General features: G+C 32.2%; 17 protein-coding genes and 3 CRISPR repeat arrays. Of the genes, 5 read left to right on the forward strand and 12 right to left on the reverse strand.

The genetic code is table 11. The features are described 5' to 3' along the window. Nucleotides 1-26: 26 nt before the first annotated feature. Entirely contained in the window at nucleotides 27-284 is a 258-nt protein-coding gene (locus tag HPY57_05640; GenBank protein NPV11258.1) for an RNA-binding protein, read from the reverse strand. Between the two features lie 418 nt (nucleotides 285-702). Here HPY57_05640 and HPY57_05645 point away from each other — a divergent pair, with 418 nt between their 5' ends. From HPY57_05645 to cas2, 3 genes are read left to right on the forward strand one after another with little or no spacing between them, the layout of a single operon-like run. Beyond that, nucleotides 703-4,986, forward strand: a complete 4,284-nt coding sequence (locus tag HPY57_05645) for a hypothetical protein (GenBank protein NPV11259.1) — start codon at nucleotides 703-705, stop codon at nucleotides 4,984-4,986. 14 nt (nucleotides 4,987-5,000) lie between these two features. Then, nucleotides 5,001-5,948 carry a type II CRISPR-associated endonuclease Cas1 gene (gene cas1 / locus HPY57_05650; protein ID NPV11260.1) on the forward strand — a complete coding sequence of 316 codons (948 nt, stop codon included), beginning with the start codon at nucleotides 5,001-5,003 and terminating at the stop codon, nucleotides 5,946-5,948. After that, the gene (gene cas2, locus HPY57_05655) at nucleotides 5,929-6,261 is read left to right on the forward strand and encodes a CRISPR-associated endonuclease Cas2 (protein NPV11261.1); all 333 of its coding nucleotides are present in this window, start codon (nucleotides 5,929-5,931) and stop codon (nucleotides 6,259-6,261) included. The genes cas1 and cas2 overlap by 20 nt, the downstream gene beginning before the upstream one ends. Nucleotides 6,262-6,376: 115 nt before the next feature. Next, nucleotides 6,377-6,721: direct repeats of the CRISPR family, unit length 46 nt; unit sequence GCTGATTCAATATTTGAAAAGAACTATTTGAAAGCAAATCACAACT. A 629-nt stretch (nucleotides 6,722-7,350) separates the two neighbouring features. After that, nucleotides 7,351-7,919: direct repeats of the CRISPR family, unit length 45 nt; unit sequence GCTGATTCAATATTTGAAAAGAACTATTTGAAAGCAAATCACAAC. Nucleotides 7,920-7,949: 30 nt separating this feature from the next. Beyond that, nucleotides 7,950-9,043: direct repeats of the CRISPR family, unit length 45 nt; unit sequence GCTGATTCAATATTTGAAAAGAACTATTTGAAAGCAAATCACAAC. Nucleotides 9,044-9,206: 163 nt separating this feature from the next. On the opposite strand, the gene HPY57_05660 is transcribed toward cas2, so the two are convergent. The 10 genes from HPY57_05660 to mqnE form a co-directional block, all read right to left on the reverse strand. Continuing rightward, nucleotides 9,207-9,824, reverse strand: a complete 618-nt coding sequence (locus HPY57_05660) for an NUDIX hydrolase (GenBank protein ID NPV11262.1) — start codon at nucleotides 9,822-9,824, stop codon at nucleotides 9,207-9,209. Beyond that, nucleotides 9,821-10,363 carry an LOG family protein gene (locus HPY57_05665; protein NPV11263.1) on the reverse strand — a complete coding sequence of 181 codons (543 nt, stop codon included), beginning with the start codon at nucleotides 10,361-10,363 and terminating at the stop codon, nucleotides 9,821-9,823. The genes HPY57_05660 and HPY57_05665 overlap by 4 nt, the downstream gene beginning before the upstream one ends. Then, nucleotides 10,356-12,419 carry a hypothetical protein gene (locus HPY57_05670; protein NPV11264.1) on the reverse strand — a complete coding sequence of 688 codons (2,064 nt, stop codon included), beginning with the start codon at nucleotides 12,417-12,419 and terminating at the stop codon, nucleotides 10,356-10,358. Before HPY57_05670 ends, HPY57_05665 begins: the two co-directional genes overlap by 8 nt. Nucleotides 12,420-12,427: 8 nt before the next feature. Beyond that, on the reverse strand, nucleotides 12,428-12,841 hold the full coding sequence (locus HPY57_05675) for a hypothetical protein (protein NPV11265.1): 414 nt from the start codon (nucleotides 12,839-12,841) through the stop codon (nucleotides 12,428-12,430). 134 nt (nucleotides 12,842-12,975) lie between these two features. Next, nucleotides 12,976-14,403, reverse strand: a complete 1,428-nt coding sequence (locus tag HPY57_05680) for an aminotransferase class V-fold PLP-dependent enzyme (protein NPV11266.1) — start codon at nucleotides 14,401-14,403, stop codon at nucleotides 12,976-12,978. A gap of 126 nt (nucleotides 14,404-14,529) precedes the next feature. Next, nucleotides 14,530-15,321 (reverse strand): aminotransferase class IV, encoded by a 792-nt coding sequence (locus tag HPY57_05685; protein NPV11267.1) that lies wholly within the window; start codon nucleotides 15,319-15,321, stop codon nucleotides 14,530-14,532. Beyond that, nucleotides 15,318-16,685, reverse strand: a complete 1,368-nt coding sequence (pabB, locus tag HPY57_05690) for an aminodeoxychorismate synthase component I (GenBank protein ID NPV11268.1) — start codon at nucleotides 16,683-16,685, stop codon at nucleotides 15,318-15,320. The genes HPY57_05685 and pabB overlap by 4 nt, the downstream gene beginning before the upstream one ends. Nucleotides 16,686-16,693: 8 nt before the next feature. Next, a complete protein-coding gene (locus HPY57_05695) occupies nucleotides 16,694-17,188 on the reverse strand; it encodes a hemerythrin domain-containing protein (GenBank protein ID NPV11269.1) in 495 nt (164 codons plus the stop codon). 7 nt (nucleotides 17,189-17,195) lie between these two features. Next, nucleotides 17,196-18,299 carry a dehypoxanthine futalosine cyclase gene (mqnC, locus tag HPY57_05700; protein NPV11270.1) on the reverse strand — a complete coding sequence of 368 codons (1,104 nt, stop codon included), beginning with the start codon at nucleotides 18,297-18,299 and terminating at the stop codon, nucleotides 17,196-17,198. A 75-nt stretch (nucleotides 18,300-18,374) separates the two neighbouring features. After that, the gene (gene mqnE / locus HPY57_05705; GenBank protein NPV11271.1) at nucleotides 18,375-20,258 is read right to left on the reverse strand and encodes an aminofutalosine synthase MqnE; all 1,884 of its coding nucleotides are present in this window, start codon (nucleotides 20,256-20,258) and stop codon (nucleotides 18,375-18,377) included. A 364-nt stretch (nucleotides 20,259-20,622) separates the two neighbouring features. Between mqnE and HPY57_05710 the strand changes: the two genes are divergently transcribed. After that, the gene (locus HPY57_05710; protein NPV11272.1) at nucleotides 20,623-22,413 is read left to right on the forward strand and encodes a family 10 glycosylhydrolase; all 1,791 of its coding nucleotides are present in this window, start codon (nucleotides 20,623-20,625) and stop codon (nucleotides 22,411-22,413) included. Nucleotides 22,414-22,417: 4 nt separating this feature from the next. On the opposite strand, the gene HPY57_05715 is transcribed toward HPY57_05710, so the two are convergent. Beyond that, nucleotides 22,418-23,125: a hypothetical protein gene (locus HPY57_05715; protein NPV11273.1), complete on the reverse strand. Its 708-nt coding sequence runs from the start codon at nucleotides 23,123-23,125 to the stop codon at nucleotides 22,418-22,420. Nucleotides 23,126-23,272: 147 nt separating this feature from the next. On the opposite strand from HPY57_05715, the gene HPY57_05720 reads away from it, so the two are divergent. Then, nucleotides 23,273-23,935 carry a DNA-3-methyladenine glycosylase 2 family protein gene (locus tag HPY57_05720; GenBank protein NPV11274.1) on the forward strand — a complete coding sequence of 221 codons (663 nt, stop codon included), beginning with the start codon at nucleotides 23,273-23,275 and terminating at the stop codon, nucleotides 23,933-23,935. Nucleotides 23,936-23,937: the final 2 nt, after the last annotated feature.

Raw genomic sequence — 23,937 nt, forward strand, 5'->3', positions numbered from 1 at the left:
TATTTTTCAGAAAAGCTATTTAAGGCTTATTTATTTTGTGAGCCTCTGGCTTCGCTGACAACAATTTTTCTTCCTTTAACTTCACTGCCGTTTAATGCCTCTAAAGCATCGTTAGCAGCTTCATCGGAAGTCATTTCAACGAAACCATAACCCTTTGAGCGGCGAGTTTGTTTATCTCTGATTACTACAGCAGATGTTACTTCGCCATAGGGTTCGAACAATTTTTGGAGCTCCTCATTTGTAGTTGAGAAAGGCAAGCTCCCAACAAAAAGTTTTTTGGACATAGAACTACGATCCTTATAAAAACATCTTGCAGCTGCCCTTCATAGAATCTTATAAAAAGATTTTCACTCCATTAACTATGAAAGCTACTGCAATTGATTTTAATTTAGATAAATAAAAATGGATTTCAAAACGATTGAGGGGGAAATTGCTATGTTTTTTAAGATCGATCAGCCAATTAACTAAATCACTGTTTTTAGATAATAGGAAAAAGCTAGTAAGAAAAAGTTCTATAAAATGAAAAAATTAAAGTCTTAATTAAATTTTTGAAAACTTACAATCGTTACATTTTTTGCTGGGTTTAAAACAACAATCCCGACGAATGTCGGGACTGTTGTAAGTTATTCACTACGGAATAATCCTTATTGTGATTTGCTGGTCTAAATTAATTATTTTTATAACAAAAAGAAAGGGCTAAAAATGAAAAAAATATTGGGCTTAGACATCGGTTCCAACTCAATAGGTTGGGCTCTCATTGAAAATAATTTTAATGAGAGAAAAGGAAAAATTCTTGGAATGGGTAGCAGAATTATACCCATTGAAACCGAGCTACTTAAAAATTTTGAACAAGGGTTATCAGCTTCAAAAGCAGCAGAAAGAAGAGCAGCAAGGCAAATTAGAAGACTAAGGCATAGATATAAATTAAGAAGAGAAAGATTAATAAAAGTATTTAAACAACTCGGATGGTTCCCACAGAATTTCCCTGAGAAATTTGATTCGCTTGAACAATTTAATATCAATGATTTGGTTCCATTTTCTGAGGAAACAATTAATGAAGCTAAACAAATCTTTAAAGTCGAAAAACTACCCGTTGATTGGGCAATATATTACCTAAGAGACAAAGCATTAAAACAAAAAATAACTCTTAATGAACTTGCTCGCGTTATTTATCATTTCAATCAAAGACGAGGCTTTAAATCTACGAGAAAAGAAAAATCAGATAGTGAATCCATAGAAGAAATTGATAACAAAAAAGTATTCTTAGAATATATTCGTGTTGAAAGTATTACAGATACTGGCGAAACCTCCAGAGGGAAAAAAGTTTTCTTACTAAATGGCAAATCTCCTGATGGCAAAATTTATACAGGGAAATTGATCAGAAAAGAAATCCCATCTGAATGGATAAATAATACAATTCAATTAGAAATAGCAGAAACACAGACAAGAAACGGAGAAACCAAAGTAGAATTTCGTAAACCCGATCTAACTGATTGGAAAAAACAATTAACAGCACTGGAAAAAGAAATTAAAAGTTCGGGTTTATATGTAGGTCAATATCATTTTTATAACCTCATCGCTGATCCAAATTATAGAATTAAAGAAAAAGTCGTAAGCAGAAATTTTTATCAAGAAGAACTTGAAGCAATCTGGAAAAAACAATCAGAATTTTATCCTGAATTAAATGACAGATCTAAGCTCGAAGATGTTGCTAAACTTCTCTATCCACACAATATTCAAAAACAACAGGAACTCTTAAAAGGTGATTTATTAAACATTATTGAAAACGATATCATTTATTACCAAAGACCCTTAAAATCTCAGAAAAAATTAATCGCAGGATGCAGATTTGAAAAGAAAAATTATGTTGATATCTATGGTAACCGACCAGGTTATAAAGTCGCACCTAAAAGTTCTCCTCTTTATCAAGAATTTAGAATATGGCAAGACATTCATAACCTTAGAGTATTTCAAAAAGAATTTAAAACTCCAGATGGGAAATATCTTTTTGACATAGAACAAACCGATATTTTGCTAAACACAGAAAACAAAGAAAAACTTTTTGAACTTTTTGATAATAACGCAAAAATTAAAGTTGATGATATTTTGAGCACTTTATCTGATTCTAACTTTAAAGTATCTAAAGACACTCATCGAATTAATTTCCCTGAGGATAAAGAATTTCCAGGCAATGAAACTAAACATAAATTCAGGCAAGCATTTAAAAAATTTAATTACACTGAAGAAGGAGAAAAAATTCTCAACGATCCTGACAAATTTTTTGAACTATGGCATATCTTCTATTCATTAGAAGACGAACTGGTAATTAAAAATGTTTTAATTAAAAAATTTGGATTTAGTAACGAACTGGCATCTTATATATCATCTTTACCTTCATTTAAGAAAGATTATGCTGCATATTCTTCAAAAGCTTTGAAAAAATTATTACCATTGATGCGCTGTGGAAAATATTGGAGACCCGACGAAATTCATCCAGAAACAATTGAAAGAATAAATAAAATTATTTCCGGTGAATTACTTCCAAAATTTCCCGAGAACATTCAAAAGATTTTTAAAAATGGTAATTTCCAATCTTTAAATGATTTTCAAGGACTGCCGGTTTACCTTGCCACTTATGTTGTTTATGGATTGCATTCAGAGAGAGAGAATTACGAAAAATTTGAAAGCCCCGACGAAATCGATACAAACAAACTTTTACCAAATAATTCCCTAAGAAATCCTGTTGTCGAACAGGTGGTTCGTGAAACTCTAAATCTGGTCAAAGATGTATGGAAACAATACGGTCAACCTGATGAAATTCACATTGAGCTTGCAAGAGATCTAAAAAACAATAGCGAAACACGAAAAAAGATTGCAGATGCAATGAGACAAAATGAAAAAGATAGAAGAAGAATAATAGGTATCCTGAGACATCTAAAAAACGCTAATCCATACTCTGAAAACGATATTGAAAAATTAAGACTCTGGGAAGAAACCGCCAATATCGATGCTAAACTTTCAATGCCTAAAATTTCTGATAACCCTACCGAAGCTGAAATTCAAAAATATTTACTCTGGGGTGAACAAAATCACATTTCTCCATATACAGGTAAAGTTATCCCGTTGAGTAAACTCTTCACAAACGAATATGAAGTTGAGCACATAATTCCAAAATCTCGTTTCTTTGACGATTCTTTTGCCAATAAAACCATTTGTGAAGCAGCAGTAAATAAGTACAAAGATCAAAGAACTGCATTTGAATTTATTTCTGAATTAGGTGGAACAACTGTACCAGATACTAACATCCGAATCTTAACAATGGATGAATTTAGACAGCATATCAATCTTACATTTAAAGGAAAAAAGAAAAATTATTTCTTAAGGCAGTCAATTCCAGACAATTTTATAAATCGCCAGATTAATGAAACAAGATACATCAACAGAAAACTTGGACAACTACTTTTCCCGATTGCAAAAGAAAGCATTGTATTTACATCAGGACAGATAACAGCTGCACTAAAATCAGAGTGGGGCTTAAATCGTGTCTGGAAAGAATTATTGCTTCCAAGATTTGAGAGATTAGAAAAAATTCTTGGTCAACAAATTATTATTAGAGATGAAACCAATAATGATATTCATTTCAATATTGATTGTGATAAAAAACGAATAGATCATCGTCATCACGCACTCGATGCGCTTGTAATTGCTGCTACAACTCGCGAACACATCAGATATTTAAATTCTCTCAATGCTGCTGATAAAGACGAAATACAGCAAATAAGATATAAACTTGTCAAAAAAGGCATACGGGAATTCCACTTACCCTGGCTAACTTTCACAAAAGAGGCTAAAGAAAAATTACAAGGCGTGATTGTCTCATACAAAAATCGTATGCGAATTGTTCAGAAAGGATACAACAAATATCAAAAATGGGTTTATGAAAATGGGAAATGGGTGAAAAAGTTTGTCACTCAGGATAGAAGTAAACTTTATTCAATTAGAAAATCATTATTTAAGGAACCGCTCGGTGTTATTAATTTAGCCACTTATAAAGATGTAAGAGTAAACGAAGCAATAAAAATACAGTTCGAATATCTTACAAATTATAAAGACTCCCTGCAACCAAGAATTGCAAATAAAAATCTGAGAAATCAAGTAAACCAATTGATTAAAAATTGTTCCTTTGATCTTAAGGAAACTTTAGATTACATCAAGTCAAAACCATTGAAAGATGAAAATGGAAAACCATTAGATAGAATTACAATTCTGAAGTTTGAACAATACGCAGGAAAAAGAGTGCAGCTTGATGCGACTTTTGATGAAACTAAAATTGATAAAATTCCTTACTCATATCATAATCCAATTGTAAAAATTTTAAAAGAACATCTTGCCGAATATAATAACTCTTCAAAAGAAGCTTTTACCGGCGAGGGTTTAGAAAAACTTTACAAGAAAATTGGTTTCCCAATCCGCAAAGTGACCCGCTTTGAGGATATTGGCAATAAGTTGAATTTTAAAGGAAAACTGTTCGAAACTGATAAAGGCGGAAATGTATTTTTCATTATCTACGAAAATATTCACGATCCAACGGATAGAATAATTACAGCCGAGTCAAGTATTTCGGTTCTGGATGCAGTACAAGCTTTCATTGAAGGCAAAAAGAAAAATGATTTAGGTGAATACAAACCAGGCTATAGAAAAATTATTTTATCACCGCTTGACTTAGTTTATGTTCCGGATGATGGTGAAGTGATTGAAAGTATTGATTGGAGTAATACAGAAAAGTTAAGTAATAAAATTTACAAAGCTGTTAGCTTTTCAAAAGGTTCTATTTTCTTCGTACCTCATTTTGTTGCTAAACCTATTGTTGAAACAAAAGAACTGGGTTCAAATAACAAGGCAGAACGGGATTGGACTGGCAAAATGATCAAAGAAAGATGCATTAAACTGGTTGTTGATAGACTCGGAAATATTAAACCAGAATAAAAATTCTTGATTCTATGATTAAAAGAACAATTTATATCGGAAATCCTGCTTATCTCTCAAAGAAAAATGATCAATTAATAATTAACTTCATTGAGAAAGATTCCAAAGATGTTTCAGAAGATAGAATTGAAAATAAAGCTCAATCAATTCCAATTGAAGATATTGGTTTTTTGATACTCGATAATTTTCAGATAACCGTAACGCAAAGCTTGCTCATATCTCTTCTTGAAAATAATTGCGCCATAGTTACCTGTAACGATAAACATATGCCCAAAGGTCTGTTTTTTAATCTTGAACATAACATTGAACAAAGTCAGCATTTTCAGGAACAGGTAAATGCATCAGAACCTTTAAAGAAACAACTATGGCAGCAAACAATAAAAGCAAAAATTCTTAATCAGGCGCTTGTCCTCGATAAATACAAAAAACCTTCTGATAATTTGAAGAAATGGGCAAGGGAAGTAAAGTCAGGCGATACTTCAAACCTTGAAGCAAGAGCATCATATTATTACTGGAAGAAACTTTTTCCTGAAGACTTAAATTTTGTACGAGATAGAGAAGGTTATCCGCCTAATAATTTACTTAATTATGGTTATGCAATTTTAAGAAGCGTTGTTGCCCGTGGACTTGTTGCTTCGGGTTTATTACCTACTCTGGGCATTCATCACCACAGTAAATACAATGCCTTTTGTCTTGCTGATGATATAATGGAACCTTACCGACCCTTTGTTGATGATATTGTTGCAACTATAATTTACAATGGCGAAGATTTTACAGAACTTTCAAAATCAATTAAACAACAATTACTTCAAATTCCAGCAATTGATGTCAGAATTGAAAACCAAACAAGACCATTAATGATAGCTGTTCAAAGAACAACATCTTCCCTTGCCAGCTGCTTTTCAGGAGAAACTAAAAAACTAATTTATCCCATTTTTCATTATGAGAATAAATCAATATAGAACAATGTGGATTTTAGTCTTTTATGATTTGCCAACCGATACTGAAACGGATCGAAAAAACTTTACTCGATTCAGAAATAATTTATTGCAAGATGGATTTACAATGTTTCAATTTTCAATTTATATAAGACATTGTGCCAGTAAGGAAAACGCAAAGGTCCACATAGATAGAATAAAAAGTTTTCTCCCGCCGAAAGGGCATGTTGGAATTTTAACCATAACCGACAGACAATTTGGAATGATTGAAATATTTTATGGGAAAGAAAAAGAAAAGAATCCTATCCAGGAACCCCAACAGCTCGAGTTATTTTAATAAAAAAGCGGTGAAAAATTCACCGCTTTCAACTTAAAAAAACAATTAAACGAGCAAAATTTTTATCCTGATTTTGCTCTAACTCATTATATTTTAATGAGATATTATATAATGAGCTGATTCAATATTTGAAAAGAACTATTTGAAAGCAAATCACAACTAAACAAAGTTTCAAACGAAGGAGAACAAAGCTGATTCAATATTTGAAAAGAACTATTTGAAAGCAAATCACAACTGGAGCTGTGGGGATTCGAACCCCAGTCCTGCTGATTCAATATTTGAAAAGAACTATTTGAAAGCAAATCACAACGAAAGTATTTTCAACGAAAAAGTTGAACCGCTGATTCAATATTTGAAAAGAACTATTTGAAAGCAAATCACAACTCAATCTCTTTTGCCTTTTCTGGATTAAGAGCTGATTCAATATTTGAAAAGAACTATTTGAAAGCAAATCACAACTAAAAATGTAAAGTTCTTTGCTTTCGAATAGCTGATTCAATATTTGAAAAGAACTATTTGAAAGCAAATCACAACACTTTACTTTCATAAATAATAAGAGAGCCTGCTGATTCAATATTTGAAAAGAACTATTTGAAAGCAAATCACAACCTAATGCTTCCTTAAAAACCTTAGCATATTGCTGATTCAATATTTGAAAAGAACTATTTGAAAGCAAATCACAACCCCTTTCTTGGACGAATTCATTGACTATTCGCTGATTCAATATTTGAAAAGAACTATTTGAAAGCAAATCACAACACGAGTATTTGAGCCAACTAATTGGAATTTGCTGATTCAATATTTGAAAAGAACTATTTGAAAGCAAATCACAACAAGAGAATATAACGGTCACCAAGTTTTACTGCTGATTCAATATTTGAAAAGAACTATTTGAAAGCAAATCACAACAACTTATTTGCGAGAAAGTTTTCAAGATTTGCTGATTCAATATTTGAAAAGAACTATTTGAAAGCAAATCACAACACTTTACTTTCATAAATAATAAGAGAGCCTGCTGATTCAATATTTGAAAAGAACTATTTGAAAGCAAATCACAACAAACAGAAAGCAGTGGTTAAAACTTCGTTCGCTGATTCAATATTTGAAAAGAACTATTTGAAAGCAAATCACAACTTATATTACTAATGGCTATATAGCGTTCGCGCTGATTCAATATTTGAAAAGAACTATTTGAAAGCAAATCACAACATAAAAATCAATAGCAAATATAATCTTTGGCTGATTCAATATTTGAAAAGAACTATTTGAAAGCAAATCACAACCTTTCTACCTTGAAATGGTCTAAGAAATTCGCTGATTCAATATTTGAAAAGAACTATTTGAAAGCAAATCACAACTTAATTTATCAATTCTATTTCTGTCCCTTTGCTGATTCAATATTTGAAAAGAACTATTTGAAAGCAAATCACAACAAAATCATCATATTCACATCTGCGAGTAAGGCTGATTCAATATTTGAAAAGAACTATTTGAAAGCAAATCACAACCCCATTTACAATAACAAGTTTATACCTTTCGCTGATTCAATATTTGAAAAGAACTATTTGAAAGCAAATCACAACTTGATGAAAGAACACAAAAAGGAAAGACAAGCTGATTCAATATTTGAAAAGAACTATTTGAAAGCAAATCACAACGAATTCATCAATTTTCATTGTTTGACTCCTGCTGATTCAATATTTGAAAAGAACTATTTGAAAGCAAATCACAACTAATATAGATGAAAAAGAAAGAAGGTTAGTGCTGATTCAATATTTGAAAAGAACTATTTGAAAGCAAATCACAACGAAAAACTTATTGTCATTCAAAAAGTTATTGCTGATTCAATATTTGAAAAGAACTATTTGAAAGCAAATCACAACAGAGATAATGATACTCTTTTAGTTTGTTATGCTGATTCAATATTTGAAAAGAACTATTTGAAAGCAAATCACAACCCGATGCTTGCATAATCACTTAAAGAAAAGCTGATTCAATATTTGAAAAGAACTATTTGAAAGCAAATCACAACATATAAGTGGAGTAACTAATAACAAAATAGGCTGATTCAATATTTGAAAAGAACTATTTGAAAGCAAATCACAACTTTTAGAAAGAGCAATTGCAAATGAGTATGGCTGATTCAATATTTGAAAAGAACTATTTGAAAGCAAATCACAACTGTTGAGTATACATTCATCAATGGTGTTTAGCTGATTCAATATTTGAAAAGAACTATTTAAAAGCAAATCACAACATGACTGTAAATATATTTTTAAATTTAAAAGCTGATTCAATATTTGAAAAGAACTATTTGAAAGCAAATCACAACAGGATTGAGATTTTAAGGATTGAGATTTTAGCTGATTCAATATTTGAAAAGAACTATTTGAAAGCAAATCACAACTGAATGAATTGAATATTAATTGTAGTTCATACTGATTCAATATTTGAAAAGAACTATTTGAAAGCAAATCACAACGCAAATTCCGAAACGATGTCAATTACTTCCGCTGATTCAATATTTGAAAAGAACTATTCGAAAGCAAATCACAACATTCCATATAAACATCACAATCATTACATCGCTGATTCAATATTTGAAAAGAACTATTTGAAAGCAAATCACAACACATGGAGTTCAATTGCAAAGAAATTTTACGCTGATTCAATATTTGAAAAGAACTATTTGAAAGCAAATCACAACAATTTGTTCTTTAACTCGGGAGGTATTAGCGCTGATTCAATATTTGAAAAGAACTATTTGAAAGCAAATCACAACCGAAATCAACAATAGGAAAATTAAATTCTTGCTGATTCAATATTTGAAAAGAACTATTTGAAAGCAAATTAAAACAATAGTAACCGAAGCCTCCCGGCTTTCGTTGCTGATTCAATATTTAAAAAGAACATTTTGAAATCAAATCAAAACGTATCCAAACTAATCAGTCGAAATCGGTCGGTAAGGCGGGATTTTTGTAGTGTTCAAAAAATCTTTCAATTTGTTTTCGAGTTATTCTGCCAGTGCTTAATTCGGGCAATTCATCAAGTCCAAAGAAACCGACATCTTCAGTCTCGTAACTTGTTTTTGATTCTCCGCCAATAATTTCGCACAAGAAGAAAATCTTATAAAGATGAAAAATATAAGGAGTGTGTCCCTGCTTGTTGCGATCGTAAACGGCAAGTACTTTTTTAGCTTTTACTTTATAACCAGATTCTTCAAAGACTTCTCTTTCTGCATTTTCGCTTGGAGAAGAACCAACATCAGCCCAGCCACCGGGAACTGTCCACTTTCCATCAACTTTCTCTTTTACTAAAAGAATTTTTCCATCTTTGAACACAACACCTCGAACATCAACTTTTGGTGTTGAATGTCCAGCCTCACTCATAAACAATCTGTCAATTTCCTCTTTATCAAAACCTGTATTCATCGAAATCATTTCTTCGGCAATTTCCATTACCATTTTGTAGCGTTCAATTTCAAACTCATTATTCGAATAAAATAATCCCGATTGAGCAATTGATTGAAGTTTTTGAGCAAGCTCTAACCATTTTTCCTTCATCTCTTCTCCTCAAAATAATTTGAAAAATAATTTACAATTTCCAGAACATCATTGCTCAGAAGAACATTTATTTCTTTTCTGCCTTCCAGTGTGTTTCTGTTATTCATTAATCTTGTAAGGTCAAACCAAAAGTCTTTATCAGCTGCAATTGGTTTTGAAACAATTAAGCTCTTGTTAATTAATTCGAGTATGGCAGAATATTCGAGTAATGTTCCTGTTCCGCCTTTTAAGACAATGTAACCATCTCCGAGAGAAATCAATTTTTGAATTCTATCAAAAAGATTTGTGAAGTGAATTTCTTCTTTTATATAACTATTAGCTTTAAGATTAAACGAATTGACAGTGACGCCAATTGTATGTGCGCCTGCTTCAAAGGCACCTTTTGCTGTTGCTTCCATTGTCCCGTAAAATCCGCCGTTGCAGATATTAAATCCAGCTTTTCCGAGTTCTTTACCGAGTTGATAGGCAAACTCATATTCGTCATCACCTGGTTTGGGGAATGAAGAGCCGAAGATTGTAATAATTTTTCTTTCAGTCATAAAACTCCCAGATTAATCCAAATCTAAATTGGATATCATTAGTCGGATAATATGGAATTAAATAGAATTTTCTATTCAAAAGATTCTCAATTGAAAGATAGACAATTGCCGATTCCTTAATTCTGCCGGATGCAAACAAATCGATTGTAAAGTTCGATGGAATTTTTATTAACGCAAAATTAATTAAGCTATCGTTATAAAGCCGCACATCAACAAATGTCAACTTTGAAGGCGAAAAACTTCTCGCAGAATACGAACTAAATACATTTATTCTAAAACCAGCCATCAAGTCAAGACTTGATTTGAAAAGTAAATCGCGATAATAAGTTTCAAATCTTGTTTGAAATCTCGGCTGAGTGATTTTATGAAAAGAAGAACCGTTAAAATTCTGAATTCTGTCATTGTAAAGAAAAGAAAAATTCGAGTGAAGTTTCCAGTAAGAATATTGGAAATCAAATTTGCCGCCGTAAAGTTTTTCTGATGAAGGATAATAATTTAGAAGATTATTGTACTGCTCAATTGAGTAATAAGTTGTTGGATTAGAAAAATATTTTTCTGTTCTAAGATAACTCTCGAGATTGATTTTTAAGTTTTCACTTGAATAATTAATCTTTCCAGAAATTATTTTATTTCGAACTTCAAAATCTGTAAGATCAAAAGCATTGAAATATCGTTCATCGAAGCTTAAAGTTGAAATAAAATCAGCGTATCCAATAATGAAATTAATTTTATCCGAAAGGTCTACACTTAAATCAGATCCGTAAGACAATAGAGTTTTATTTGGGTTGTCCAGCTTTGTAATCTTTGAATAGAACGATGGTTTTATTTTTTCAGAAATTTTTAATCTGTAAAAAACATAACCGGATAATTGATCATCAATAAGTTTTGAAAAGTAGAACGGCGATTCAATAATTATTCTTTCATATTTAAGCTGAAGTTCTAATACATTTATTGCGTAAGTCAGATTTTCTTTGAGTTCAAGACCAAGAACTTTTGACCAGTGATTATTAAAAATCCTCAAAGAATCAGCTTTGTGTTCATTATCACGAAATTCTCTTAAAGCTTGATTGAAATAAAAATTTAACTGCGTCAGAGAAAAATCAATCGGCTTAAAAAGTGATTGAAAATTGACTCTGTGTATTGTCCATTTATGGTAAGCATCATCGTTAATAACAATAGCTCTTTGATTATCATAAAGAACATTCTCGACAGGTTCATCTGGAGCAAGGAGAGGATTATTTAAATTAATACCTTCATTAAAATGAACAATAGACTTTGAGTAGCGATAAACTAAATTTAGATTTAATTCATTTGACAGGAAATAAGTTGATTTTAATTTTCCTGCCCAAAGATCTTTTTCACTATTCAAAAATCTTCCTAATGCGTTGTGTTTCGTTACGCCAAATTCAAAATTAATTTTTGGTGAAAAGTTCACATTAAACATACCATCAAAAAACAAATTATCATAGGGAGCTTCAATGTATTTAACTTTTGAATAAGGAATGGAGGAATATCTGCTCCATTCGTTTAAGATAACGGCTCCAGCTAAGTTAGACCTGGAAAGTAAAAATGATCTTGAAGGAAATACAATCTCAATCGATTCAAATTCATCAAATCTTAAATCTCTTAAATCAACAAGGTTTGTTAACGGCTCATTTAGTTCAAGGTTATTTATTAAAAACGAGATTGAACGATTATTCAGCTGAAATAAATTAAAATCGTAAAAGTTTGAGGGGAGACCAGTATCAAGGAGAAAGGAATTTGTCTGCCAGTTAATCAAGTGAATTGGTGAGAAAAAATTTTTTCTTTCAATTAATAATTTATCAACGATTTGAGAATTGCTTGTTATAAACGAAACTGACCTAATTGGAATAATCGAATCTTTCACTGAAACATAGTTTAAGGAGGCGTTTAAAGAATCATCAAAAGATTTTGGAATTGACTCTAATTCGTCGTGGAATTTTATCGAAGTATTAAGATCAAAAGGATAAACAGAATTTGTAAAACTTAATGAGAATAAAATTACAGCAAGAAATTTAGAGACGAGACTTTTCAATTTATCTTTCAAGAAGTTTTTGAAATAAGTTCCCTGGTTTCGTGAGCAACTTGGGCTATATAAGAAGCGATAGCAGCAAGATCGTCGGATATGCATGCATCGGCAATTAGACTTTCGACAATTACTAAAATATCCATATCATCTTCGTTGATAATTGCAAAAGAGCCATACTCAAGTTCAAAGTTATTTTTGAGAAATGTATAAAGTAAATCAGCATTTTTGATAATTGGTCCTATTGTAACAGTACAATCAATTTTGGGCACATCGTAAGAGTCAATAGTTTCATAAAAACTAACTTCTTCCGTATGCCCGTCTTCGGTTTTTATCGGCAAAGTGTAAACATCATCTTCGAGCGAGTATGTCGTCTCGAGCAATTCACAAACTTCTTCAATTAATTCTTTGAGATTAATTCTCTCTTCCATTTTATTTCCATTCACTTTTGTTATCAAATTAAAATTAAATAATGAAGGTTGAAAATTAAAATGAACTGAAAAAGTTGATCTGAAATCAAATCTTGAATTAAAAGAGCGAGTTTTTAGTTCGGGCTAAAAATAAATTAAATCAAACTAAAATACTCACTGAAATCAATTTTGAAATTTTCAGGATAGTAGCTGCCTGTTTTTCTATCCTGTCTGTAATTTCCTTTATATTCTTTGTTAATTATTTTCCTAAGTATCTCTATGAATTCATCGATTTCTTCTCTGGTGTTGTAAATTCCAAAACTTGCACGAACAGCTCCGGGCAGATTTGAGCGATCACCAGCCAGAATTTTTTCCTTCATTAATTCATATTCTTCTTTGCTTACTTTGAGGAGTTTCTTTACATAAGGATGGGCACAAAAACATCCGTTGCGTACTCCCACGCCTCCTTCATAACAAAGAATGGCTGCAACGAGTGAATGATACATCTCCTGAACATTAAAAGTCAAAACTCCGAGTTTATTTTCAAAACTTGCAAAATGTTTTGGACCTAATAAATCTACTTTTTCAAGTTCATTTATCTTTTTGAATGCATATTCGGTTATTTCCATTTCGTGCTGAGCGACATTATCCATTCCAATTTTTTCAAGCATTTGAATCGCACAAGCTAAAGCGACTGCGCCGATTAGATTTGGAGTTCCAGCTTCTTCACGATCTGGAAGATGAGTCCATTTGACTTCTGTTTCTGAAACAAGATCAACTGTTCCACCGCCAACCTGATCAGGATCGCCTTCATTGAAGATAGATTTTGGACCAATTAAAACGCCTGTTCCAAAAGGTGCATACATTTTGTGAGCTGAAAAAACAAGAAAATCTATGTGCTGTGCATCTTCGTCTGGCTTCATATCAATCTTTCGATGTGGGATTAATTGAGCAGCATCGACTAAAATTTTTGAGCCATATTTATGTGCCAGCTCGGCAATTTGATGAATTGGATTCACAAGTCCAGTTACATTGGCTGCACCTGTAATGGCAACAAGTTTAAGTTGTTTCTGATATTTTTTGATTTTTTCTTCAAGGTCATTTAAATCAAGAGTCCCGTCTTCATTAACATTGGAGTGAATTAAAGTTGAGTATTTTCTCCACGGCAAATCATTTGAGTGATGATCCATCAAAGAACAGATTACAACATCATCTTTTTGAAGATTTAATCGATTAGCTACTTTGTTAATAGCTTCAGTTGTGTTCTTTGTGTAAATGACTGTATTGTTCTCAAGATTTGCATTCACAAATCTGGCGACAATCTCTCGACTATCGTCATAAGCTTTTGTTGCAACAAGTGATTTTATTCCAGCACCACGATGTACTCCCGAATACCATTCAAGAATTTCGTTAACAGCGTCTCTGATAAAAGTAAAAGTCGGAGTGCTTGCAGCGTTGTCAAAGTAAATGTATTGTTTTTCAGTTCCATCGAGGAGTTTGACTTTTTTATTGATGCCAACTAAGTAGTTTCGGACATTTTGAATTGAAAGATCGGAGGGAAATAAGTTTTTTGAACAACACATATATCACTCGATTTAGTTCAACATCTAATTCAAAAATAAGAAAGTGAACAATTAAAATTTTTTTGATTAAGAGAAAAATAAAGGTAACAACGAACTATAGAATGGACTATTAATCAAAGGCAGAATTTAAATTGTGAAGTATCTTTTTTCAAAATTTTGTTTGAGCTTTTTTGTCTTTACTGTTGAAAATGTTTTGAGGTTTGAAATTGATTTAACCGGAATAATGCCGTGCAAAGAGTTGGTTAGAAAAACTTCGTCTGCTTTCTCAAGTTCATCTTTATGAACGGTTGTTTCAATCACCTGAATATCTTTTTCCTTTAGAAAATCAATTAATATTTTTTTGGCAATTCCAGGTAAAACACCGCACTCAGTTGCTGGGGTTTTAATTGTAAAACTTTTTTTATCATCATCATCAAAAATTAGAAAGATATTTGTTCTCGAACCCTCAAGTATATGATCTTCGTTATCCAAAAAGATTACTTCATCGAAATTTTGTGTGCGAGCTTTATTAAATGCATAAATATAATGGAAAGCGTTTGTTGTCTTATATTTTCTAATTTCATCTCCATGTAATAAAATGTGATCAAAGTCTATCATTATCTTCGCTTTATCTTTAAATGTTGGTTTGAATGGAAGGATTTCATAAGTCACCACTGGCTTCGTCGGTTCACCCTGTAATGAATATGTTATTCGAATTCGAGCATCGTTTAAACTTTTTTTGTTTAATTGCATCATTATTTTTTCATAGACTTCAGGCGGATCAAGCGGCTGTAGATCAAAAACTGAAAGTGTATAATTCAACCTGAGCATATGTTCGGTAAAGAAAATAATGTTCTTATTAATTGCCCGCATTGTTTCATAAAAGCCAAAGCCAAATTTGTAAGCTGAATTTGTATATGGATCTATTACCTGTTTCACTTTGAATCTAAAATTGCTGCAAAAATTTTTTTCCCTTTTTGAAGAGTTTCTTCGTATTCTTTTTCTGAATCGCTGTCGTAGACTATTCCGCCGCCTAAATTGAAATAAAGTTTTCCATTATCATAAACTATAGTTCTGATTGCAATATTAAATCTTGAATTTCCATTTAAGTCAATGTAACCAATTGAACCTGTGTAAACTCCTCTTTTACATTTTTCAAGTTCATCAATTATCTCCATTGATCTTTTCTTTGGTGCCCCGGTTATTGATCCGCCAGGGAATATTGCCTCAATTAAATCAAAAACATCTTTCCCTTCTGCTAATTCGCCCTCAATTTCTGAAACAAGATGATGTACCGACGCATAAGTTTCGATTTTTTTCAAAGAATTTACTCGAACACTTCCTGCCTTTGAAACTTTACCCAGATCATTTCTTTCGAGATCAACTATCATTGTAAGTTCTGCCGTGTCTTTTTCACTATTCAATAGTATTGATTTTAATTCATTGTCTTCTTCGGTTGATTTCCCTCGCCGTATTGTGCCTTTAATTGGTTTGGTAATTACTTTTTTATTAACTAAATCAAAAAGTAATTCAGGTGAAGAGCTCAATATCCATTGATTTTCGTCAACGCATATTAAAGCACTGAATTGCGCTGGATTGGTCTCCCTCAGTCTTGAATAAATTTGAATTGGATCTTCATCTGTTTCACAAAAAAATTGCTGCGAAAGATTTACCTGATAAATTTCGCCCGCTTCGATGTATTCCTTTGCTTGTTTAACTGTACTGATATATTCTTCTTTTGAAAAATTTGATTTGATTTCCGGTTTGCGTCGGCTTGATGTAAAATTTTTTTTCTTTTCAAATCTTCTAAAAATAAAATCTAAAAATTCCTTTGGCTCTCTTATTGAATAAACGGTGTATTTAGTTGTAAGGTGATCATAAACTAAAACTGACTCAAAAAATCCGAAGAAGAGATCTGGTAAATTTGTGTTTGATGGTTTAGTACTCTGAACATTTTCGAGCATCATTCCAAAATCATAAGCAATATATCCTGCAAATCCGATTTGAAATTTTTCATAATCAGAGATTAAAGCAGGATGTTCTTTTTTCAATTGATAATAAGTTTGCTTGATTATCTTAATCGGGTTAGTTGTTTCAAAGGTTTCTGTGCTTTGATTCTGTTTGGTTAGAAGGTTGTTAGTGAACGAGAAAATGAAAGATGGTTCAATCACTAAGATTGAATAACGATTGTAAGGAACATTTTGAAGTGCAGAGTCAAAAAACATCCAGCCTCGTTCTGGTTTTATTCGGCTGAAAAGTTCAAACGGAGTGATGTTTAAACTTACTTCAAACTTGTTTATCATAGTTGTGATTAAACTTCTGGCAATTGGCAGGAACCAGATTCGTATTTATTGCCATATCGAGCAAAAATTTCTTTTTGAATTTCATTAAAATCATCGATACTCAGAATTGCCTGTGAATGTTCAAAAAGCTCTCTTTCCTCGAATCTAATATGTTCATTTAATGCTTTTGCAATTTCTTTTAAGATTGATTTAATCTTTTGAAAATCTGAATTTTCTTTTTTTAAGAGCAGAAACAGACTATGAATTAAAATGTGATCATCAAGGGTTTTTCTAATCAAATCTGAGTTTACATTTTGATTAAGAATCATTCTTGGCAAAAGACATTCTTCTTCTGCTCTGAAGTGAGGAAGCAAATCTTTCTCATAATGATTTATAGTTTCAATCCTTTTTTGTGAAATTTCCTTATCTGACAATGTATCGATATACTTTTGAATATTAAATGCTTCTAAAAGAGTATTCCGATGATCCCAGGAGAGATAATGAATTTGTTCAAAGCGTTTCATAAGAAAATCAGGATTGAGTAACCATTTCTTCTTTTCTATAAACTTTCAAAATGTTGTAAAGCGTATCTCTTTGTGCAGCATCAAAGCCAGCACCATGAATAAGATCAATTACTTCGTCAGTTGAACTTTTATTAATGAAATTTGCTGCGGCGTGAACATTTTCTTCTTCAAGTGTTCCGCCAAAATCATCGGCACCAAAGTGTAAAGCGACCTGACCAATTTTCTTACCTTCACTGAACCAGCTCGCCTGTATGTGTGGAAAATTATCGAGATAAATTCTTGAAATCGCTATCATCTGTAAATAACGATATGGCGAAGCAAAAGATTTTATATGTTTTTCGAGGGGAGTATTTTCAGGTTTGAAACTCCAGGGTATGAATGCTGTAAATCCACCAGTTTCATCCTGAAGTTTTCGAATACTATCTAAATGAATGACAATATCTTCATCAGTTTCGATGTGACCAAACATCATTGTTGCTGTCGTTTTATATCCGAGCAAATGAGCTTCTCTCATCACATTGAGCCAATCGGCACTTGTACCTTTTTTCTTGCTGATTTTTCTTTTAACTCGATCACTTAAAATTTCTGCACCACCGCCAGGAATTGTATTCAAACCTGCTTCTTTTAATTTCACGAGAACTTCACGCACTGATAAACCGCTGACTTCACTCATTCCAATAATTTCGGATGTTGAAAAGAAGTGAGGATGAATCTCTGGAACTTCTTTTCGAGTTCTTTCAACAAGTTCAAGATAATAATCGAATGGTAAATCGGGATTTACTCCGCCCTGAAGCAGAACAGTAGTTACTCCTCTTCGTGCAGCATCTTTAAATTTTTGAATCATTTCATCTACTGAGTAAGTGTAAGCATCGGGTTCATCACGATGGCGATAAAATGCACAGAAAGTACAATCGATTTCGCACACATTTGTATAATTTGGATTGGTATCGATAACAAAGGTCACATAACTTTCCGGATTATGTCTGAAACGAATTTCGTTTGCCGTTTCACCGAGTTCAAGTATATCGTTGTATTTAAGAAGTTGTAAACATTCATCATTCGTAATTCTTTCACCATTCAATGCTTTCTGAAGTATATCTTTTGTGTTCATAAAACAATATCCTTAAGTTGATAATTAAAACAATTAAAGTCTGAAATGTAATTTTCTATTAACCTCAATAATGCTTCAATTAAAAGATTTTTCCTCGATCAAATTTTTCTGATTAAGTTTCAGATACAAATCTTTGAAAATATTAATAGCTCTTAATTCATCTTCGCCTAAACGATAAACTATATTATTTAAATAATCTTTAATCTCTTCTTTGCTCAAACCAATTTTTGAATTGTAAAATTCTTCGATAACAGTTTCTGTAGAGAAGAATTTATTCAGTGCGTCATTAAGCAATTCATTCAATGCATCGACTTTTTGTTGAGCGATATCTTTCTTAAAAGCCCATACTGCAAAAACAAATGGGAGCTTTTGCCATTCATACCAGAGTTGTGCAAGGTCATAAACATAATCAAAGCCTTCAATTTTATGTTTCATAAATCTAAGTGCATCGTCACCAATTGTTAAGAAAGCATCAAAGTTCGGTAGATTTTTTTCTCGAGCTGATATCTTTTCTCTAACATAAACAACATCTAATCCATATCTCATTTCAAGCAGAACTTGAAGCAATCGAAACGAAGTGGAAGTTTCGTCAGTTACAGCGATGCTTTTCTTGTCGAGTTTTTCGATCGGATGTTTTGAATAAAGAATTACACTTTTAACATTTTTATTTCCAACAATTCCGTATTTAAGAAAAGAATAATCATTTTCTCGTTCAAAGTAATCAACAAGTGAAACAATTCCAGCATCAATGTTTCCATCTTTAAATAAAAATCCAAGTTGACGAGGTGGAGCAGGAAAAATTTTATATTCTCTGTTATCTAAAAATTTAAAGAATGGCAATGTGTTCAAATAAGATACTCGCCCAATGATATTGTTTGAATGCAGCTTTACTGGTTTATAGAAAATATCTCGTTCAACCGGAATTTTATTGGCATCGTTAATGATTTTAATAAGTTTGTTTTTAGCAAGTTGCATTGGCGAGATTGCACCGGCATCGTGAGCAATCCTTTCTCCGCCAACTGTCCCATCCATATCATCAGCACCAAAATTTAATGCAACAGCTGCAAGTTCTTCGGTCAACATAACCCAGTAAGCTTTAATGTGATCAAAATTATGAAGCATCAATCTCGAAACAGCAATTGTTTTTAAATCATCAATTGCAGAAGTGAATTGATTTCTCGGTTTAATTCCAGTATCGCCGGGTTGAAAAGCGAGCGGGATGAAAGATAAAAATCCACCTGTTTCTTTTTGTAAATCTCTTAATAAGAGAAAATGTTTTACTCTTTCTTCAATTGTTTCGATGTGACCGTAAAGTAAAGTTGCATTCGACCTAATTCCAAGTTGATGGGCTGTTTTATGAATCTCGAGCCAGCGTTTTGCGCCGATTTTCTGATTGAAAAGAAGCCGTCGAACTCGTTCGGAAAAAACCTCAGCGCCACCACCGGGCAAAGTTCTTAAACCAGCTTCTTTTAATTCAAGTAAAACTTCTTCGATAGATTTTTTAAATTTCTTCGAAAAGAAATCAATCTCAACTGCTGTAAAAGCTTTAACATCAATTCTTGGAAAATGCTTTTTAATCTCGCGAACCATATTTACATAGTAATCCCATTCCCAATCTGGATGCAATCCACCGGTAATGTGAACTTCGAGCAGTTCCGGATTTAATTTTTCTAAAATTGCTTCAATTGTCATCTCATAAGCTTCGGGAGAATTTTTCTTAACAGCAAAATCACAGAATTTACACGAAAGGACACAGATATTAGTCGGTTCAATTTTCTGATTTACAACAAAGTAAACCGCCTCACCACTTTTTTCTCTTTGAAGCCAGTGAGCCATCTTGCCAATTGAAAGTAAATCAGGTGAATTATAGAGAGTAATTCCATCTTCAAATGTTAACTCCTGACCACTCTGAACTTTTTCCCAAATTGGAATAAGACTTTTATCCTTAAAGTTTATCATAATTTTTCCATTTTTAACTTTACAAAATTCTTGAATAATTGGTAACTAAATCAATTTACAAATTTTTCCATATAAAAAAGTTTTTGATAAAGCATAACTTATTTTGATACTAAAAAATTCCAATTTTAGAAGGTTGAAATATCAAGCTATCGTCGATAAGAAAAAATCTTGATTGAAAATCAGTTATTAATGATGAACTATTAGTCCAGAGTTATCAAATAGTTCCAAGCTATAACCAAAAAAAATCATCAGATCAAATTAAAATGACTCCAAAATTTATTTCACAAATGTTTATTAGTTTAACTTGTTCGAACAATACTTTTTTAAGAAATTTGTTTCAAGACTCACCAATTTAGAGAGCATTATGAAAAAGATTTTTATTGTTTTACTTTTAAGTCTTTTATTGACATTACATTTACAAGCTCAGTATCCAAAACGTGAATTTAGAGCTGTCTGGATTGCAAGCGTATCAAACATCGATTGGCCATCCAGTAAATATCTCTCGACCACTCAACAAAGAACTGAATTCACTTCAATGTTGGATTATCTTAAATCGTGCGGATTTAATGCGGTTATAGTTCAAATAAGACCTTCGTGTGATGCATTTTATGCTAATGCTAAGGAACCATGGTCGGAATGGTTGATGGGAACTCAAGGACAAGCTCCGATTCCTTTTTATGATCCACTACAATTTATGATTACAGAAGCTCATAAGAGAGGAATGGAATTTCATGCCTGGTTTAATCCTTATCGATCTCAGGTAAGCGCATCAAGTTCGATTCATCCAACTCATATTACACAAACTAAACCAGAATGGAATTTAAGATTTAATTCGCCATACAAAATGCTCGACCCTGGCTTACCTCAAGTGCGTGAATATGTTGTGAGTGTAATTATGGATGTTGTTCGAAGATACGATATTGATGGAGTTCACTTTGATGATTATTTCTATCCTTACGAAGGAATTCAAAATCAGGATAGTGTCTCCTGGTCTTTATATTCAGGAGGATTTACAGATAAAGGAGATTGGAGAAGAAATAATGTCAATACCCTCATAAGAATGGTTTATGACAGTATAATGTCAGTCAAACCAAAAGTAAAATTTGGAGTAAGTCCTTTTGGCATCTGGAAAAATTCAGCGGCTGGGACGAGTGGATTTGAAGCTTATTATGGAATTTATTGTGATGCTGTTACCTGGTTACAGGAAAGTAAGGTTGATTATATAATGCCTCAGATTTATTGGGCATTTGCAAGAACAGCCGCACCTTATGGTAATCTTGTTCCATGGTGGTCAACCGTTTTGAATGGAAGACATTTATATGTTGGTCACGGTGCCTATAATATGAGCAAATCAGATCCTTTCCCTGTTGGAAGTTGGCCCTCAAGTGAATTGTGTGATCAGATAAGATTTAATCGATTGTTTAATAATGTTCATGGGAGTTGTTTCTTTAGCGCAAAACATATCAAAAACAATGTAAAGAATTTTGCTGACTCATTGCGATTAAATCTTTATAAATATCCTGCTTTACCACCCGCAATGCCGTGGAAGGATTCAATACCACCTCTTCCGCCAGTTAATTTAACTGCGAATGGAAATTCGGTCAGCATTGTTCTTAGCTGGGAAAAACCTGATACTGCAATTGACGGTGAGAAACCAAGTTATTTTATTATTTACAAAGCTGTTGACACAGATTCAATTGATGTTAATGATCCAAAAAACATTTTAAAAGTTCTTCCAAATGATACAACTGTCTATTACGATGTCTTCCCTGTTCAATTCAATAAAAAGTATACTTACATTGTCACCTCCGTCGATAGACTTCATAATGAGAGCAAACCTGTTGCAAAAGTCCAATTTATTCTAACCGATGTTGCTGATATTTCTGAAAAATTTGATTATCAACTATTTCAGAATTATCCAAACCCATTTAATCCTGTCACAACGATAGAATTCAGCTTGCGTGAAAGAGCATTCACCGAATTAACAGTTTATGATCTGCTTGGCAGAGAAATCAAAAAACTCATTTCTGAAGAATTGAACAAAGGCAAGCATTCAATCGAATTTGATGGAACTGATTTACCAAGCGGAGTTTATTTTTATCGTTTAAAATCAGGTGATTTTGTTCAAACTCGAAAGATGATTTTGCAGAAGTGATTCTTCAGAAGAATTCTCTTAAATAAAATTCGAGTTCTTCAATTGTCTTCTCACCAAGAATTATTGTAACAAATTCTGCAAAATTATTTAGAATGATAAGCGAATTAATACTTGCGTCTTTATTTGCAAGATTAACAATCTTTTTTGAAACAGAATGATTTAATTGTCTTACGTCTTCGTAAATCTCTTTCAATTTTTTCATTTCCCAATCTGGTTCTTCACCCTTCAACATTTTGACATATTGAGCAAGTAAATAAAACGCTAACGCTCGAACCTCCGTTTCTTCGATTGAAGCAAATGGAAGATGAAAATAAAGGAGAGGTTTTAATTTGCCCATAATAGGACAACCAGAGCTTACCATTAAAATACCAAGCAAGCTGCTCACTCCCTGTTGTAATGAAGTCTTTTTCTCATAATTTCGACTTGCCGTTTCAACATATACTCTTACCGCTTCAAATGAATTTTTGTCATTGAATTCAGAGAGTATCAATTGAAGATTAAGAGCGAGAGGGCAGTATTCATTTGTTTTTTCATCGAGTGGACAATGTGGACATTTGAAATTACTTAACTTTGCCCAATCAGGATAATATTTACAGGTTGGTTCAATGATTGAAAGATCTTTTTTATCAACCAGAACAGTAATCAACTTTTCAGAATCATCTTTGAAATAGAAATGGTATTTAAAGATTATTTTCTCTTCCCGTTGGGGCATAAATTATCTTTCAGCTTTTAGTTTAATTTATGATTTAAAATTTTTATTTAAAACCAATGTAGACATTTTTCAAATTACATTAAACTCTAAGTCAAAATTCAACTAATTGATAGACAGCCTTAAAATTTTTTCATATATTAAAATCCTATGAAACAATACAATGAAAGCTTAAAAATAAATTCTAAAGATTCCTTCGACAAAAGAATAATTAAAGCGGTAAATCATCTCAAAAGAAACGATAAGATACTAGCTAAAGTTATTAATGAAGTCGGATCCTGCACATTAAAACCTCAGACTGATCCGTTCGAATCAATTATTGATGCAGTAATTTCGCAGCAATTATCAATGTATGCGGCACAATCTATCTTTAATCGTTTTGTTGACTTTTACAAACCAAAGACTTTTCCAACTCCCGATGATATTCTTAAAACAGAAGATGATGATTTAAGAAAAATTGGTATTTCGAATGCAAAAATTCGTTGCATTAAAGATTTAAGTGAAAAAATCAAATCAGGCAAAATTCATTTAAACCAAATTCATAATCTTAGTGATGAAGAAATAGTTAAAGAACTTACTCAGGTCAAAGGAATTGGCAGATGGACAGCTCATATGTTTTTAATCTTTTCACTTGGCAGATTAAATGTTCTACCAACTGAAGATCTTGGCATCAGAAAAGGGATTATGAAATTATATCGTTTGAGAAAACTTCCAGACGAAAAGAAAATTCGTGAAATTGCAAATAAAAATAATTGGTTTCCTTATTGTTCTATTGCCAGCTGGTACATCTGGCGAAGCCTTGAATTAAAATGAGG

It is taken from the genome of Ignavibacteria bacterium (assembly GCA_013177855.1).
Taxonomy (GTDB): domain Bacteria; phylum Bacteroidota; class Ignavibacteria; order Ch128b; family Ch128b; genus Ch128b.

What these genes read in the sequence shown, in the direction of transcription:
- cas2 (NPV11261.1), top strand. Translation starts at nt 5,929, where the DNA reads ATGAGAATAAATCAATATAGAACAATGTGGATTTTAGTCTTTTATGAT.
- HPY57_05645 (NPV11259.1), top strand. Translation starts at nt 703, where the DNA reads ATGAAAAAAATATTGGGCTTAGACATCGGTTCCAACTCAATAGGTTGG.
- HPY57_05665 (NPV11263.1), bottom strand. Translation starts at nt 10,363, where the DNA reads ATGACTGAAAGAAAAATTATTACAATCTTCGGCTCTTCATTCCCCAAA.
- HPY57_05720 (NPV11274.1), top strand. Translation starts at nt 23,273, where the DNA reads ATGAAACAATACAATGAAAGCTTAAAAATAAATTCTAAAGATTCCTTC.
- HPY57_05710 (NPV11272.1), top strand. Translation starts at nt 20,623, where the DNA reads ATGAAAAAGATTTTTATTGTTTTACTTTTAAGTCTTTTATTGACATTA.
- pabB (NPV11268.1), bottom strand. Translation starts at nt 16,685, where the DNA reads ATGATAAACAAGTTTGAAGTAAGTTTAAACATCACTCCGTTTGAACTT.
- mqnE (NPV11271.1), bottom strand. Translation starts at nt 20,258, where the DNA reads ATGATAAACTTTAAGGATAAAAGTCTTATTCCAATTTGGGAAAAAGTT.
- HPY57_05660 (NPV11262.1), bottom strand. Translation starts at nt 9,824, where the DNA reads ATGAAGGAAAAATGGTTAGAGCTTGCTCAAAAACTTCAATCAATTGCT.
- HPY57_05715 (NPV11273.1), bottom strand. Translation starts at nt 23,125, where the DNA reads ATGCCCCAACGGGAAGAGAAAATAATCTTTAAATACCATTTCTATTTC.
- mqnC (NPV11270.1), bottom strand. Translation starts at nt 18,299, where the DNA reads ATGAACACAAAAGATATACTTCAGAAAGCATTGAATGGTGAAAGAATT.
- HPY57_05695 (NPV11269.1), bottom strand. Translation starts at nt 17,188, where the DNA reads ATGAAACGCTTTGAACAAATTCATTATCTCTCCTGGGATCATCGGAAT.
- HPY57_05675 (NPV11265.1), bottom strand. Translation starts at nt 12,841, where the DNA reads ATGGAAGAGAGAATTAATCTCAAAGAATTAATTGAAGAAGTTTGTGAA.
- HPY57_05640 (NPV11258.1), bottom strand. Translation starts at nt 284, where the DNA reads ATGTCCAAAAAACTTTTTGTTGGGAGCTTGCCTTTCTCAACTACAAAT.
- HPY57_05680 (NPV11266.1), bottom strand. Translation starts at nt 14,403, where the DNA reads ATGTGTTGTTCAAAAAACTTATTTCCCTCCGATCTTTCAATTCAAAAT.
- cas1 (NPV11260.1), top strand. Translation starts at nt 5,001, where the DNA reads ATGATTAAAAGAACAATTTATATCGGAAATCCTGCTTATCTCTCAAAG.